Annotated in this window: 14 protein-coding genes; 6 read left to right on the forward strand and 8 right to left on the reverse strand. The window is 57.8% G+C overall.

Annotated features, from left to right (window positions below):
* Position 1: 1 nt before the first annotated feature.
* Together GYN01_RS01345 and GYN01_RS01350 are read right to left on the reverse strand one after the other, a co-directional pair.
* On the reverse strand, positions 2 to 496 hold the full coding sequence (locus GYN01_RS01345) for a sigma-70 family RNA polymerase sigma factor (protein WP_048365701.1): 495 nt from the start codon (positions 494 to 496) through the stop codon (positions 2 to 4).
* Between the two features lie 79 nt (positions 497 to 575).
* Entirely contained in the window at positions 576 to 2,420 is a 1,845-nt protein-coding gene (locus GYN01_RS01350; RefSeq protein WP_048399353.1) for a flavin monoamine oxidase family protein, read from the reverse strand.
* A 320-nt stretch (positions 2,421 to 2,740) separates the two neighbouring features.
* On the opposite strand from GYN01_RS01350, the gene GYN01_RS01355 reads away from it, so the two are divergent.
* Positions 2,741 to 4,168: a purine-cytosine permease family protein gene (locus GYN01_RS01355; RefSeq protein WP_420850373.1), complete on the forward strand. Its 1,428-nt coding sequence runs from the start codon at positions 2,741 to 2,743 to the stop codon at positions 4,166 to 4,168.
* Between the two features lie 186 nt (positions 4,169 to 4,354).
* On the opposite strand, the gene GYN01_RS01360 is transcribed toward GYN01_RS01355, so the two are convergent.
* The 5 genes from GYN01_RS01360 to GYN01_RS01380 all read right to left on the reverse strand — a co-directional run bounded on the left by GYN01_RS01360 (position 4,355) and on the right by GYN01_RS01380 (position 10,933).
* Entirely contained in the window at positions 4,355 to 5,674 is a 1,320-nt protein-coding gene (locus GYN01_RS01360; protein ID WP_203306484.1) for an MFS transporter, read from the reverse strand.
* 119 nt (positions 5,675 to 5,793) lie between these two features.
* A complete protein-coding gene (locus GYN01_RS01365; protein ID WP_203306485.1) occupies positions 5,794 to 7,245 on the reverse strand; it encodes an efflux transporter outer membrane subunit in 1,452 nt (483 codons plus the stop codon).
* A complete protein-coding gene (locus GYN01_RS01370) occupies positions 7,242 to 8,306 on the reverse strand; it encodes an HlyD family secretion protein (protein WP_048365696.1) in 1,065 nt (354 codons plus the stop codon). Before GYN01_RS01370 ends, GYN01_RS01365 begins: the two co-directional genes overlap by 4 nt.
* Positions 8,307 to 8,326: 20 nt before the next feature.
* On the reverse strand, positions 8,327 to 9,853 hold the full coding sequence (locus GYN01_RS01375) for an MFS transporter (protein WP_238936096.1): 1,527 nt from the start codon (positions 9,851 to 9,853) through the stop codon (positions 8,327 to 8,329).
* A 171-nt stretch (positions 9,854 to 10,024) separates the two neighbouring features.
* Positions 10,025 to 10,933 (reverse strand): LysR family transcriptional regulator, encoded by a 909-nt coding sequence (locus tag GYN01_RS01380; RefSeq protein WP_048365694.1) that lies wholly within the window; start codon positions 10,931 to 10,933, stop codon positions 10,025 to 10,027.
* 401 nt (positions 10,934 to 11,334) lie between these two features.
* Between GYN01_RS01380 and GYN01_RS01385 the strand changes: the two genes are divergently transcribed.
* The 5 genes from GYN01_RS01385 to kch all read left to right on the forward strand — a co-directional run bounded on the left by GYN01_RS01385 (position 11,335) and on the right by kch (position 14,510).
* Positions 11,335 to 11,610 carry a hypothetical protein gene (locus GYN01_RS01385; RefSeq protein WP_238936067.1) on the forward strand — a complete coding sequence of 92 codons (276 nt, stop codon included), beginning with the start codon at positions 11,335 to 11,337 and terminating at the stop codon, positions 11,608 to 11,610.
* A gap of 72 nt (positions 11,611 to 11,682) precedes the next feature.
* Positions 11,683 to 11,943 (forward strand): urea transporter, encoded by a 261-nt coding sequence (locus GYN01_RS22215; protein ID WP_238936068.1) that lies wholly within the window; start codon positions 11,683 to 11,685, stop codon positions 11,941 to 11,943.
* Positions 11,879 to 12,166, forward strand: coding sequence for an urea transporter (locus GYN01_RS22220; protein ID WP_241485719.1), 288 nt, complete (start codon positions 11,879 to 11,881; stop codon positions 12,164 to 12,166). Before GYN01_RS22215 ends, GYN01_RS22220 begins: the two co-directional genes overlap by 65 nt.
* A 27-nt stretch (positions 12,167 to 12,193) precedes the next feature.
* Positions 12,194 to 13,252: a HoxN/HupN/NixA family nickel/cobalt transporter gene (locus GYN01_RS01395; RefSeq protein WP_203306486.1), complete on the forward strand. Its 1,059-nt coding sequence runs from the start codon at positions 12,194 to 12,196 to the stop codon at positions 13,250 to 13,252.
* 82 nt (positions 13,253 to 13,334) lie between these two features.
* Complete coding sequence (gene kch, locus GYN01_RS01400; protein WP_048365691.1) at positions 13,335 to 14,510, forward strand: voltage-gated potassium channel protein; 1,176 nt, start codon at positions 13,335 to 13,337, stop codon at positions 14,508 to 14,510.
* A gap of 50 nt (positions 14,511 to 14,560) precedes the next feature.
* Here kch and GYN01_RS01405 read toward each other — a convergent pair whose 3' ends face one another.
* Entirely contained in the window at positions 14,561 to 14,998 is a 438-nt protein-coding gene (locus GYN01_RS01405) for a CrcB family protein (RefSeq protein WP_048365690.1), read from the reverse strand.
* Positions 14,999 to 15,068: the final 70 nt, after the last annotated feature.

Consider the following 15,068-nt stretch of genomic DNA (forward strand, 5'->3'; position numbering starts at 1 on the left):
TTCACGGAGCCTCCACGCGTTCACGCAGATGGCGCAGGGTGCGGATCATATACTTTTCCACCATGTTCTTGCTCAACCCCAGGCGCTCGGCAATCTCGGCCTGGGTCAAGCCTTCAATCTTCTGCCAGACGAAAACCTTGCGGCAATTGAGTGGCAGCTCCTGCAATGCCCGCTCAACCGACTCAGCCAACTGGATAGCGCGCATGTACTGCTCCGGGTCGCCCGTTTCGGACGAACTTGGGGGAACGGCTGCCTGCTCCTTGGCGTCGCGTAGCTCTTCACGGCGAAAACCATCGACCGCGATGTTGCGGGCGGTCTGATGTAAATAGGCACGCGGCTGCTCGACTGCATCCGAGTCGGATTCGAGCACGCGCACGAAGGTGTCATGGGCCAGGTCCTGCGCCTGCTGGCGATTGCGCAGGCGGCGGGTCCAGGTGCCAATCAACTCTTCGTAATGGTCAAAAAAGCCCGTTCGACGGGGCGGTTTATGCGTCATTGCACTGGGCTATGAAGGCGGGGCGCGAATAGTAATGCTTCCTATTAAAGCCAGCAATCACTGTGACGCCCCGCTAACATCAGTTGTTCAGTTCAATGGGTTTTAACGCCTCCCACGATTCGACCGGACCAGGCGACTGCGCATAACTGCCGCCGCCCAGACATACCGCGATTTTGTTAACCGCGTTGATGGCACTGCTCACTGCTCCCTCGGCCCAGCCACCCGTCCATGAAACATCATCGCCAGCCAACACAAACCCATCAGGATCGCCTTGCGCAACGCCCGTCATAAACTGGGAAAAAATACGCCGTTGGTATTCATACTGACCCGGCAGGTTCATCTTGAAGGCACCCAAATGGAAAGGCTGCTCTTCCCAGTTGTATTCGATAAAGGCATTGCTCGTGCTGAAATGTTCATCCAGCTTGATGTCCGGGTAAATACTCTCAAGCAACGTGGTACACAATTGAGCATGCGACAACGATGCCCTGTCACCGAGAAACTTCAGCGCGTCATCATTCCACGTGTAGGACAAATAGATGCCACTGCCCCTATGCTTGCCGCTGCTGCCGGCGTAATCAACAGGGTAAGTGCCACGTGTCAAACGGTCTGACAGCGTGACGCTCATTTTTCGCGGGCTTCCCTCGGGGGGTGTTTCGTTCCAGAACGCAGAGGTCGTGGCTGCAAAAATCTTCGCCGACTGCATGTAATGGGTATACATGATCGCCTCCCACGTTTCAGGCGGCAGCAACGCACGTTCCGGGTCAAGACTCTGCGGGGTATTGGCGTAGCGCATCTTGTCCAGAATCCGCAGATGCGGGGTGTAGACAACAAAATCAAAGGGGTGCCAGCCCGCTTGGCCGTCAGTTGAGTTGTCTTGAATCAATACCGAAAAACCGCCATCAGCCTCGCGCTTTATATCCCGAACCTCTTGGTTGAAGGGGGTTGCCAACACGGCTTTGCTGAGCGATTCAACGCTTTTGTCGTTCGCCCATTCAACGCACGCATCCCCAAGGTCACGTGCGGTGCTTGACCACAGTTTTTGCGGAAGGGCTGAAGAGCCGTCATACATTAATGTGTGGTCTGCATCCAGCGCGGTGTAAAGCACACGCAGCACTTCAAGAATGCTATTGGGGTAGTCAGTGTTCCAGCCGCCTGTACCGAAACCGATTTGTCCAAACAAATCAATATCCTGTTTGCTCCACCCCGACTCTTGTAACAAAGCCGCATAAAAACTTACATCATCCCAACTTCTGCCGTCCGCTAATTTAAGCACGCCATTCCATAACCGTTTTATAAGGGCCTGATCAATTGTCCCTTCCGTCATGGCGGCTTCAATTCTTTCGAAGTTAAAAGGTTCTCCTCCCACAAAATTTTCAAAAAACTCAGTTTCAAGCCGCACGTATTCAGCGGGTTTGGGAAAGGCCCCGCTCTGATTTTCGTAGTAGTTGGTGGTGCCCTTGAAATCAACCACAGTACTGACCGCTGCATCAGAACCGGGGTTCGGAAAAGGGGCCGAATTGAGGGTCATTCCAACTTTGTTGAAGTAATGGAACAGGGCCTTTCCGGACACAGGAAAGCGCATGGCTCCAAGCTCACAGATCACCTGCGCGTCCGGATCTTCAGGGTCACCTTGCAGCACCGAATGTAAACGCCCGCCAATTCTGTCAGTGGCCTCGACGACAACCGGATGCAGGCCCACTTTCATTAATTCATAGGCCGCGACAAGCCCGCACACACCCGCCCCTACAACCAGGACCGTCTTTGTGCCGTGCAGCAGCGGATCAATTTGACACAAAGGCCTGCCCTGAGCCTGCGCATCATCGAGATATTGACCGTAGTGAAATGGAAAATCAGGAATCAAGGCGGTGACATCTTTATTGGCAAGAATCGGAGATTTAAGCGAACGCGTAGGGATTGACGACATAACTGCACTCCATACATTTCATGACATTCCGTTGGCATAAACACTATGCGAGCAGCCCAAACAGCCACCTGAAACCAGTCAAGCTCAACTTATCCTACATAACAAATAGAAAAACCCTACATGCCGACCAGCGGAGATCAGTAACCATAGACAGGCGAGCTAGAACGCTCAGAAATACGTGAAGTCATTATTTTTCATATTTTATTCTTATATGTTGCCCCCATGAATAACACTTGCCCGACCTCACACGGCGTCAACGACACCGGCTGTGTGCAAGCGGCAAACAGACCTATAAGAAAAGATGAGGATGTTCAATGAGCATTGACAACCAAGTTGCCCCTGCGCGCCCAAAAATTGAAGTTCGCTCCATTGATTATGTGCCGCGCAACGAGCGCCACGGCAAGGTGTGGCATCAAGCGCCATTTTGGTTCACAGGTAACTTCGTGTTGACCACTATGGTCACCGGCTTCACCGGACCTGCGTTGGGCATGGGCACACTTTATTCAATACTGGCCATTGTATTAGGTGTCTGTTTCGGGACCTTTTTCATGGCCTTCCATGCCAATCAGGGGCCACGCATGGGCCTGCCACAAATGATCCAGTCGCGAGCGCAATTCGGTCTGCGTGGCGCTATCGTCCCCTTCGCAGCGGTTGTATGTGTCTACATTGGCTTCAATGTGTTCAACGTTATCCTAGCCACCGATGCCATCAATACCGTACTGCCCGGCCTGCGCGCCCCTTGGTATCTGTTACTGATTCTCGTCGCCGTACTGCTGGCGATCATCGGGCATGATCTTCTGCACACTGTGCAACGCTGGCTGACATACGTGATGATTTCAGTGTTCGGGGTGTTGACTGTCAGTGCATTGATGACATTGCAAATGGATGCAGCCTTGGCAAACGCCCATTTTTCATGGAGCGCATTTCTGATCCAGCTCTCTGCCGCAGCCGGTTACCAAATCAGTTATGCCGTGTATGTGTCCGATTACTCGCGCTATCTGCCCCATGACACCCCGACGGGGAAGGTGGTGTTCTGGACCTATCTGGGTGCCGCAGGCTCTGCACTATGGCTGATGGCGCTGGGCGCATTTCTCGCCTCTGCCCTGCCGGTCCCGGATGCCATTGGCAGCGTGCGCGAAGTCGGCAACCACTTCTACCCCGGCTTTGGCACCTTGACGGTCCTGATAGCAGTACCGTCACTGATCGGCATTATGGCTATCAACTGTTATGGCGCCATGCTCACCAGCCTCAGTGCCATCGACGGATTTCGTAAGGTCACGCCGAGCCTCAAAGTGCGCGTCGCAGGCATTCTGATCATTTCTACTGCGGTGTTTCTGATAACCCTGTCGATTCCGTCGAGTTACCTGAGTAGCTTCAACACCTTCGTATTGCTGATGCTGTATTTGCTCGTGCCTTGGACAGCCGTTAACTTGGTCGATTTTTATGGTGTGCGCAAAGGCCGATACGCCATCAGTGAAATATTCAATCCGTCGGGTATCTACGGCCTGTGGAATAAAGCCGGCCTGGTGGCCTACTGCACGGCACTGATCGCAATGGTTCCCTTCATGTCACTCGAGTTTTACCAAGGGCCTGCTCTTCAGGCGCTGGGTGGGGCTGACGTGGCTTTTTTCATCGGCTTACTGGTCGCCAGCACGGTCTACTGGATCATGACCCGCACGCTGGACTCAACACTGGAAACACCCTTCATCGACCACAGCGACCGCCTGCTTGAGGAGCAATTGCAATGACCCCCCCCACACCGTTGTCGCATGCTGTCAATTGGCACCTAAAGTGGGTGAGGTTGCACACCATCGTGAAATCTCCTTGCAACGCATCAGTGCGTTGAACCATGTTCATGCGGATCGCCGCACTGATCGGTATGACAGCGCTCGGCGGGCCTGAGCGCTAAGGTTTTCTCTAAGCGTAAACCTGCACTACAGGTCCACCTTGGCCACCAGGCGCTGCTCGACATGATTGCCCCGCGCAAAGCCGAACCGGCGGGCGGTGAGCAGCCCGACCATGCCCATCAACACACAAAACACCACGCACACCCACGGGCTCCACGGCATCAGCGCGATCAGCAGCAGCGGTGTGGTGCTGGCCCACAGCGCATAAGCGATGTTGTAGGTGAAGGAAATCCCCGAAACCCGGATTGGCGCCGGAAACAGCCCCACCATCACCGACGGCACCACGCCGACAATGCCACAGGTTAAGCCGGCAAAAGCGTACGCCAGCCCCGGCAGCGCCCACTGCCCGACCAGGCTGGCGTAAAGCAGGCCAATGCCCAGCGGCAGCAGCAGGCTGTACAGCACAATACTGCGCCACACGCCTATGCGGTCGACGATCAGCCCGGCCAACACGCAGCCCAGGTTCAAGAACACAATACCCACGCTGCTCAGGGCGAACGTGTGGCTGGCGTCCATCCCGAACCGCTGCTGCATCACGGTGGGAGTAATCACCACAAACACCACCACGGCACTGGTCAACACACAGGTCAGCAACGCGGCCGGCAGCAAAGCACTGCGATGATCGCGCAGCACGGTACGCAACGGGAACTCGGCCCGGCCCTCTGTGCGCTCACGCAACGCTAAAAACACAGGGGTTTCGCTCAGCCAGCGGCGCAGCCATACACCTATCACGCCAAACACGCCGCCCAGCAAAAACGGATAACGCCAGGCGTAATCGAGGATTTCAGCCGGGGTAAACAACTGCGCCAACACCGTGGCAGTCAACGCACCCAGCAAGTAACCAAAGGTCAATCCGGCCTGCAAAAAGCCCAGTGCATACCCGCGACGCCCCGCCGGTGCGTGCTCGGCCACAAACACCCAGGCGCTGGGCACCTCGCCACCGACCGCTGCACCTTGCAGGATGCGCAAGGCCAATAGAATCAAGGGCGCGAAGTAGCCGATGTCTTCGTAGGTGGGCATGATCCCGATCAGCAGACACGGGAGCGCCATCATTAAAATACTCAGGCTGAAGACCCGCTTGCGGCCCAAATGGTCAGCAAAGTGCGCCATCAGGATCCCGCCCAGCGGCCGCGCCAGATAGCCGGTGACGAAGATGCCAAAGCTCTGCAACAAGCGCAGCCACTCAGGCATGTCCGGCGGGAAAAACAACTGACTGAGGGTCAGGGCGAAAAACACGAAAATGATGAAATCGTAGATTTCCAGCGCCCCGCCCAAAGCCGCCAATCCCAAGGTTCGGTAGTCAGAACGGGAAAAGCGCACCCCGCAGGGTTGAGTATCAGCAGGCATAAATACGCTCAATATTCAAAGGACACGCCTCAGCAGACGCGGCGATCAGGGGCGCGAGCATAGCAAATCTGCGCACCCGCGCTTCAGTCCCTCAACTTGTGATGCAGTTGCTTGCTGCATCAGCGCCGTGCATTGACCGATCCATCCTCCCAGCCGCCACCCAGCGCGGCATACACGTCAACCAACGACAACGACACCGCTACCGTGCTGTCAACCCACGCAGCTTCGTTGGCCAGCAGTGCGTTTTGCACCGTCATGACGTTCAGGAAATCCACGGTGCCCTGCGCGTATTGCTGGTGCACGCTGTCGAGCGCGCGCTGGCTGTGGCGCACCGCTTGCGCAAGGCTGTCACGGCGCCGCTGGCTGGCCTGATACGCCACCAGCGCATCGTCCACTTCGTGCCAGGCCCGCAGCACGGTTTGCTGATAGCCGATGCCCGCTTCCTGTTGTCGCCCTTCTTGCAACTGCAAAGCGCCCTGCAAGCGTCCGCCTTCAAAGAGCGGCACGCTCAGGCCAGGCCCAAACGCAAAGCTGCGCGCCGCCCAACTGCCCAGGTCCGACAGCTGCATGGCCTGCAACCCGAGGCTGCCAGACAACGTGATGCGCGGATAAAAGTCCGCCTTGGCCACGCCGATGGCAGCGGTCGCTGCGTGCAGTTGTGCCTCGGCACGGCGTATGTCCGGGCGCCGCTGCGCCAGTTCGCTGGGTAACCCGATGGGCACTGGCGCTTGATAAGACGGCACCTGCGCCGGTGTCGCCAATTGCGTCTGCAAGGCACGCGGTTCCCTGCCCAGCAACAGGCTCAGGGCATTGATCAATTGCGCACTGCTTTGCTGCAAGGGCGCCAGCCGCGCCTGCATTTCCGCGACTTGCGCGGCCGCTTCAGACACTTGCAGGTCCGTGGCCACACCTTCCTGCACTTGCAATTGCGTCAACGCCAGCGTGCGCCGGGCAATGGTCAGGTTCTGCTCCACCACCGCCAGCGCCTGCTGGGTGCCGCGCAATTGGATGTAATGCTGTGCCGTCTGTTGAATGACCAACAGCTGCACGCCGTGTCGATCTTCCTCGGCCATGCGTACCGACGCATCGGCGGCCTCCACCGAACGTTTTACCCGGCCCCACAGGTCAGCTTCCCAACTGAAACCCAGCCCGCCCTTCCACAGGTTGAAGGCCTGCTTGCCGCTGCGTCCCGAGGGGTCATTCAAACCGTGCCGGCTGTTGCGGCTGCGACTGTAGTCCAGCCCTGCGTCGACAGCGGGCAACGTGTCGGCGGTGATCTGACGCCGCAGTGCCAGGCTTTGCTCCAGTCGGCTGGCCGCCCGTTGCAGGTCGAAGTTGTTACGTTGCGCCTCGGCGACCAAGGCCGAGAGCTGCGCATCACCAAAGCGATGCCACCACTGTGTATCGACCGGCGTTTGCACCGCCGCGCTGTGGCCGGGTTCACTCGGGGTGGCTGCCCAGTGCGGGGCAAGCGGTGAATTCGGGGTTTTAAAGTCCGGCCCCAGCACGCATCCACTCAGGTTTAACGCGCAGTAACCGACCACTGCGCAGGCCCATGCAGTGTGTTTCATCGCGCACTCACCTGTTGCGGCTGGTCCGACGCCGTATCGATAGCCGCGTCCACCGACATGCCCAAGCGCAGTTGATAAGCCAGGGGCTGGTCGTGATCCAGACTGATCTTGACCGGCACCCGCTGAGCCACTTTGGTGAAGTTACCGGTGGCGTTGTCCGGCGCGATGGCGGCGAACGTCACGCCCGTGGCAGGCGCAATGCTGTCCACGGTGCCGTGTAGGGTTTCGCCAGGGAAGGTGTCAACCTTGATCGTGACCCGCTGACCGGGGCGCATATGGGTCAATTGATGCTCGAGGAAGTTGGCCACTACATAAGCCTGCGCCAACGGCACCACCGCCATCAGTGTGTCGCCGGGTTTGACATAGGCCCCCAGCCGCAGGCTACGGCGCCCGACGATGCCGTCAAACGGCGCCAGCAACCGAGTGTGCGACAAATCCAGCTCGGCGCGGGCCAACAAGGCCTGGGCGTGCTGCACCGACGCTTGAGCGGCCGTGTGCTGCGCCACCAGCACACGGGTTTGCTGACGCGCAGCTTCCAGCGCGGCCTTGTGCTGAGCCAGCAAGGCGCGAGCGGTTTGCGAGCGGTTTTTGGCCTGCTGCGAGTTTTGCAACGTACCCGCGCCCTGCCCGGCCAGGTGCTCATAGCGCTGTAACTCATGGGCGGCGAACTCCACCTGCGCAAGGTCGGCGTCCACCGTGGCATTGGCCTGCTCGATCAGGGAACGCTGGCGTTCCATCATGGCCAATGCATTGGCCTGCTGCGCCTGCGCCGTGGCCACGCCGGCCGTGGCTGCTTGTACTTGCGTTTCATAGTCCTGGGGGTCGATACGGGCCAGTAACTGGCCCGCCTTGACCGCCTGGTTGTCCTGCACCAGCACCTCGTCAATGAAACCTGCCACTTTGGGCGCGACCAAGGTGAAGTCCGCGCTCACAAAGGCGTCATTGGTGCTTTGCACCGGCGAGGCCGCGAACACCAGCCGCCACAGTCCATACAGCACCAGAACGCTCAACAGGCCCAGTGCGGCCATCAGCCAGGGCTTGCGCCCGTGCGTTGTACTCATGTCATTGCTCCACTACAGATTCAGCTCGGCGCCCGTGGCGGGTAAATCCGCGTCGGGCCAAAAGGGATTAATACGATCAACAGCACGGCCAAAACGGCCATGCACAGGTACAAGTCCGAGGAGGTCAGCACCATCGCCTGTTGATGGATGCGGTGCGCCAAATCCGCATCGCCACTCACCAGCGGTGAGTTACCCGCACGATCCACCAGCATCGTCGAATGAAAATGCTCGCGATTTAGCGTCACCACTTGCAGCACGCTGCCCGCCGCCATCGCCGAAAAGCCTTTGACTGTGTTGAACCAGGCCGAGGCAAAGGGGCCCTCAGCGGGGTGCAAGCTGCCCGTGGCCAACATCAGCAACGGAATCACGGCCATGGGTTGAGCGATGATTTGAATCGCTTGCAGCACATAAAAGTTTTCCCGGCTCCAGACCGACGTCACCTGCGAACCCAAGCCACACGCCAGCGCCAGCAACGCCAGCCCAACCGCCAACACCCAGCGGCAATCGACCCGCCGCAGGTTGCACAAGGCGACGACCAAAGGCAGCGCGATCAACTGCGGCAAGGCCACCAACAGCATCATCGGAGCGGTTTGCAGTGGCCGATAACCCTGGATTTGCGCCAGATAAGCCGAGGGAATCTTGATCAGCGCCAGCAACACAAACAGCACCCCGCCCAACGTGATCAGGGCATGTGTCAGGTTGCGATTCTTGAGCAATTGCAATTTGAAGAACGGCAGCGGATGCGACCACTCGTTGATAAAAAACAGCACCAGCAGCGCCAGGCCTGCGACGATAAAAATGCGGATCATGGACGACTCAAACCAGTTCAGGCGCTGACCCAGCTCCAGCCCCAGAACCAACATGATCAGCCCCGGCAACCCCAGCAACAGCCCGCGCCAGTCAAACTGCTTGAAACGTTCCAGACGCAACGGGTCTTGCGGCAGGCCCCAGGCCACGCACCCCATCGCCAAAAGACTCAGCGGAATAATTTGCCAGAACGCCCACTGCCATCCGGCATATTCCACCCACCACGCCGACAGCGGCGTGCCGAAGCTGGGGCCAAAGGTGGCGGTCAGTGCGTAACTGCCCAGCCCATAAAGCCGAATTCCCGGGGGCAAAAAACGCAATGCCACGGACATCAACATCGGCGGCAGTGCGCCCCCGGCAAAGCCTTGCAAGGTGCGCAGCAGCATCAATACATCGACATTGGGGGCGAACGGGCACAACAGACCCAGCAATAAAAATGCACCGATGGCGCAGAGGGTGAAACGGCGCAGTGAAAATGTCGCCGCGCACCACGGCGCAAAAGCCATCGCACTGATCGAGGTGGCTGAATACACCGCCAGCAGCCACGTACTTTCGTCATAGCCGATGCCCATCGCACCACGAATGTCCGGCATCGCGACCTTGGTCACATTCTCGTTAAAGCCTGAGACCAGCACCGCCAGCAACACGCCTACCAGCCCGGTAAAAATCCGCAACCCAAAGGCTGCACTGCCAGCGGGCGCCGGTGCGGGCGTGGTGATCGCCTGCGCACCGACCGTCAACGCAGTCACAGCCCCACTCTCGGCGCGAGATCACGCCCACAGCTATAACGCCCACACATCGCTGACTCCGTCGCCTTACAAGATGACGAAAAGTTTAATCAGCGCTGATAGCTATAAAAATTGATATATCGACAACTGTGGATTGCACCAAACGCAATCGACTGGCGACCCTTAAACCGACGCGTGATCGCAGAGGTTTTTTAAGGTGCGTCGCAACCAGCGATGCGCATGGTCGTTATCGAGGCGTGGGTGCCAAGCCTGGCAGATTTCAACCGGTTGCAACGCAATTGGCAGTTCGAATGCCTTGAGCTTCAAACCCAACGGTTCAAGGGTCCTGAGCAACAGTTGCGGCATCAACGGCAAAATCAGGTCCGAGTCGGCCAACGCAAAAATCGCCGAGTAGAACGTGGGCGTGGTGAAGAGCACCCGGCGCTCCAGGTTCAGTTCAGCCAGCACCGCATCAATCGGCCCACGGGCACGACCCCGGCGCGACACGCTGATGTGGTCGAAGCCCGCGAACCGTTGCGGGGTCATGGCCTGCTCAAAAATCGGATGCCCTTCACGGGCAAGCCCTACAAAGGGGCAACTAAACAGCTGCTGCACCTTGATATCGGCACTGAAGTGATGGGTGGCACTGATCGCCAGATCAATACGCCCCTCGTTCAGCGCCTCATCATCCGTAAAGCCTTCGGGCACCACGCGCAGGGCGGCATTGGGCATCTCCAGCGCCATTTGCTGGCGCAAGGCTCCGCCGTAAACGCCGAAAAACACATCATTGGCGCGAATGCTGAACGTACGGTCCAGTAGGCGCAGATCACTGTCCTGACTTTGGGTAAAAACGCCGTGCGCCAGCTCCACCACCCCGCGCACTTGCTCACGCAACTCAAGGGCGCGCGGCGTGGGCACCAGCCCGCGACCGGAGCGCACCAGAATCGGGTCATTGAGCGCTTCGCGGATACGCGTCAACGTACGGCTCATGGCCGGTGCGCTGAGGTTCATGCGCCGGGCAGCGCCCACCACAGAGCCTTCTTCGAGCAGGACGTTGAGGGCAACCAATAGATTCATGTCAGGTATATGCATGGGGCCGAAGGGTAGCGTTTAACCCTTCAGGTGAACAGTTCAAAGGTCTTGAACCGACCTGAGTCTTTCGATACCCGGCTCAGCGAAGCAGGCGCTTTCAAAACAGAGAATCAAAAACGCACCATTGTTGCGCACAGGGTAAAACTGTTTCACACCTGCTTAGCTAGCTAACTAAGTGGCTGATTGATACATTCGCCTCCGTCAGGTCAGTCCTGACGCTCTCTTTGGTTGAGATTTTTGGCCATTACCGGATCCCCATGAAGGTAATGGCCTTTTTTATTGCGCCATCGCATCCCCCCTCTTTGTGTTCAATTCCTGCATCTGCCCTGCTCCTGAGGCATCAGGGACACCTCGTTTTCGTCCGGCAAATTAACCTGTACGAGGCCTACTTTTCACCGCGTGTGCCAGAGCGCCCCGACCTCGATGTGTTCGCCAATGTGGTACTGCTGACGCCCAAAGAACACCACGAGCGGATTGTCGAGCGGGTACCTACCCTGTGCGACATCAAGGCCGGGCTGGCCAGTGGCGTGACGCGCTTGCCGAATAACTGCGGGCTGATTTTCAACGTGCTGGGCAATGACAGCGGCGAGGTCAAAGCGCAGATCCGAGAGTTCTGGAAAATCGCCCGCGAAGAAAGGCTGGGCGTGACGTTGCCAGCGCAATTCCTATGGCGTTAATCAGGCGGTCTCGCGGGTTCAGCTATCAACAGCTCGCAGCCTGCGGAGAATCTTTAATGGGGAGAACATTCAATGAATGTTGCCAATGCACCCGCACCCAAATGCACACAATGGGCAAACAGCAATCGGCTGATTGAGATCATCGATGTCAGCCTGCGCGGCTGTGCTCAGGTCATGTTCCAGAACAACCCGCTGACCGGCGTGCTGCTTTTCGCCGCGATCTTCGTCGGCGCCTACAGCGAGGGCATTCCGGCCGTGGCCTGGGGCTGTGCTCACCGCCACGGTGCTGCAAGCCGAGCACGCCAATATCAACAATGGCATGTATGCCTTTAGTGCCGTGCTGACGGCCATTGCGCTGGGTTCGACGTTTAATAAACTCAGCTGGCGTGTGCTGATCTACACCCTGATCGGCGTAATTTTCACTGTATTTGTACAGGGTGCTTTGAATACGCTACTGACGCCGGTGGGCATACCGACCTTGACCATGCCGTTTGTCTTGGCGTCGTGGCTGTTTCTGGTGCCCAACAAGGACGTCATGCCTGCCCACCGACAATAGCGATCTACCCCTTAGCGGAGCCTTTACATGACAGCGATAGCCCAACCCCTGGTCCAAACGGCACCTTCGAGGACCACGCGCAACGCGATCTATTTGCTGATCGGTCTGATTGTTGCCAACGCGCTGGCCTGGCTCTGGGCCTTCAGTGAATTGGGTACCAATCCGGTATTGATGGGCACGGCTTTGCTGGCCTACAGTTTTGGTTTACGCCATGCGGTGGACGCTGACCACATCGCCGCCATCGACAACGTCACCCGTAAACTCATGCAGCAAGGTAAAACCCCGATAGCCGTGGGCACCTACTTTTCCCTCGGCCATTCCACCATTGTGGTGCTGGCCTCGTTTGCCATCGCGGCCACCGCCATGGCGTTCAAGGACGATATGGCCTGGTTCCATGAAACCGGCGGGCTGATCGGAACCCTTGTGTCGTCGTTATTCCTGCTGCTGTTTGGCGTACTCAACCTGGTGATTTTGCGCTCGGTGTACAAAAAATTTAAACAGGTCAAAGCCGGTAAAACCTTCGCCCCTGAAGAGCTGGACGGGATTGTCAGCAACAACGGCGGTTTGATGGCGCGCCTGTTTCGCCGAGTGTTCAACCTGGTCAACAAAAGCTGGCACATGTACCCGGTGGGGTTTCTGTTCGGGCTGGGGTTCGATACCGCGACCGAAATCGGACTGCTGGGCATCAGCGCCACCAGCGCCTCCCACGGCATCAGCCTGTGGTCAATCATGGTGTTCCCGGTGCTGTTCGCCGTGGGCATGGCCTTGATCGACTCACTGGATAACTTCGTGATGATTGGCGCCTACGGCTGGGCATTTTCAAAGCCGGTGCGCAAGCTGTACTACAACATCACCATCACGGCGGCGTCGGTGGTGGTCGCGTTATTTATCGGCGGTGTTGAAGCGCTCGGGCTGATTGCCGACAAACTTGAATTGAGCGGCGGCATCTGGACCCCGATCAATGCGATCAGCGATCACTTCGGTGAAATTGGCTACTGGATCATCGGCATGTTCGTGTTGTGCTGGCTGATCTCAGCCTTGAATTACTACCTGCGCGGTTATGACCACTTAGGAGCCAATGCCTGATGAACAGGTTCAGCAAAGGGATGTGCCCGTTATTACCTGATCGACACTCCACCCACTCTTTCACTGAGGCGTCGTAGCAACCATGACTTTAAAAGAGGACATAAAAGCCAGACTTTCCTTTGCCTATGGGGTCGCCTTGCTTGTGGCCATCAATGGCTTTCTTTTATTTTTGCCGGTGTTGCAACGCGGGGTCGCGCACTCCAACGCGGCCTTAGACACCTTCGACACCTGGAAGGAGGCCTTGAGCTTTTTGGCCTTACTGGAAATACCCGGTTTCGTGGTCGGGCTGGTGTTGCTGTTGATGTCCATCGGTTTGGTGATCAAGTCACGCATCAGTTGGTTCTTTGCCCTGTTGTTGCTGGTGTCCACCGTCTGCGTCGACGTGTTCATCGTAAAAAAAACCACCGGGACAACCTTCTACTCGCTCTTCACCATTGCGGTGCTGGTGTATTACTGGCGCCGCTTTGACCATTACAGCCTGGCCACCGGCAGCTTCTTTGCCGTGGTCAGTGTGGCGTCATTGATCGTCTACAGCATGCTCGGCACGCTCTACATGGGCGAGCAGTTTGCACCCCAGGTGAGCGATCTTCCGACCGCGTTCTATTTCGCCATTGTGGTGATGTCGACCGTGGGCTTTGGCGACATCGTGCCGCACACCACCGATGCGCGCATGTTCACCCTGACCGTGATCATTCTGGGCATCACCATCTTCGCGATCTCGGTGGCCTCGATTGCCGGCCCGCTGATCAGCAACAACCTCCAACGCATTGTTAAAGGCAGGATTACCCACATGGCACGTAAAAATCACTACATCCTGGTGGGCGCCAGCTCGCTGGCGCAAAACGTCTACAAGAGCCTGACTGATCGCGGAGAGCATGTGACAGTGGTGTGCGCACCTGGCACCCAGCACGATTTGCCGGATAAAGCAGACATTATCGAGGGCGATACCTCGGCGGCGTCCACCTTGAGATTGGCCGGTGCGGGTGAAGCCAAATACATCGTCACGTTGTGCGACAGTGACGCAGAAAACGTATTCGTGGTGCTGGCGGCCAAAGAAGTGGTGGGCGATAACACGCAAACCATTGCGCTGGTCAACGAAAGCCAAAACATGAACAAGGTCAAGCGCGTCAACCCGACCATGGTGCTTTCACTGCCGCAGCTGGCCAGCGAACTGCTGGTGCGCACCCTGCAAGGCGACACGATCAATAACGACCTGATCACCGACATGTTCTTCGGTAAACGCACCTCGTTGGGCTAAGCCTTACGCGTTCAACCCGTACGCAAGCGCTTGCGTGCGGGTATGTCGTGTCACTGCGCAGTGTCGGTTGCACGCGGTGCTGGCCACTTGGCACCGGCGATCAAACCCAGTGCTACCGCAACAAACCCTGCCACCAGGCTGGCCACCCGATAACACACAGACACAAACACCTGCGCCGGGTCATTCATCATTTGCACCGCGCCAAACACAAAGCTTGAGAACGTCGATAACCCGTCCATGATCCCGGTGCCAACCATGACATGGACGTACTGATTGATACGCTTGCTCTTGAACAACGACGTGGCCACGCCCAGCAACACCGAGACCAGCAGGTAGCCGATCACGAAAGCCCCGCTGACGTTAATCAAGAACGTACCCAGCGGCAGGTCGCCTTTATACCGCCGTGCGTCCCGCAGGCCGATCCACCCGCGCAGCAATGTGCCAAGGCCACCGCCCAGGCCGACCCAAAAAACGTCCAGTGCCGTCATGAACATTCCTCTCGCGGGTGTGGGTGAACGTCAGGAACGCTCGTTCATGCAGCGCAGGCGGGCAGTTGCT

Source organism: Pseudomonas weihenstephanensis (assembly GCF_016812185.1).
GTDB lineage: Bacteria > Pseudomonadota > Gammaproteobacteria > Pseudomonadales > Pseudomonadaceae > Aquipseudomonas > Aquipseudomonas weihenstephanensis.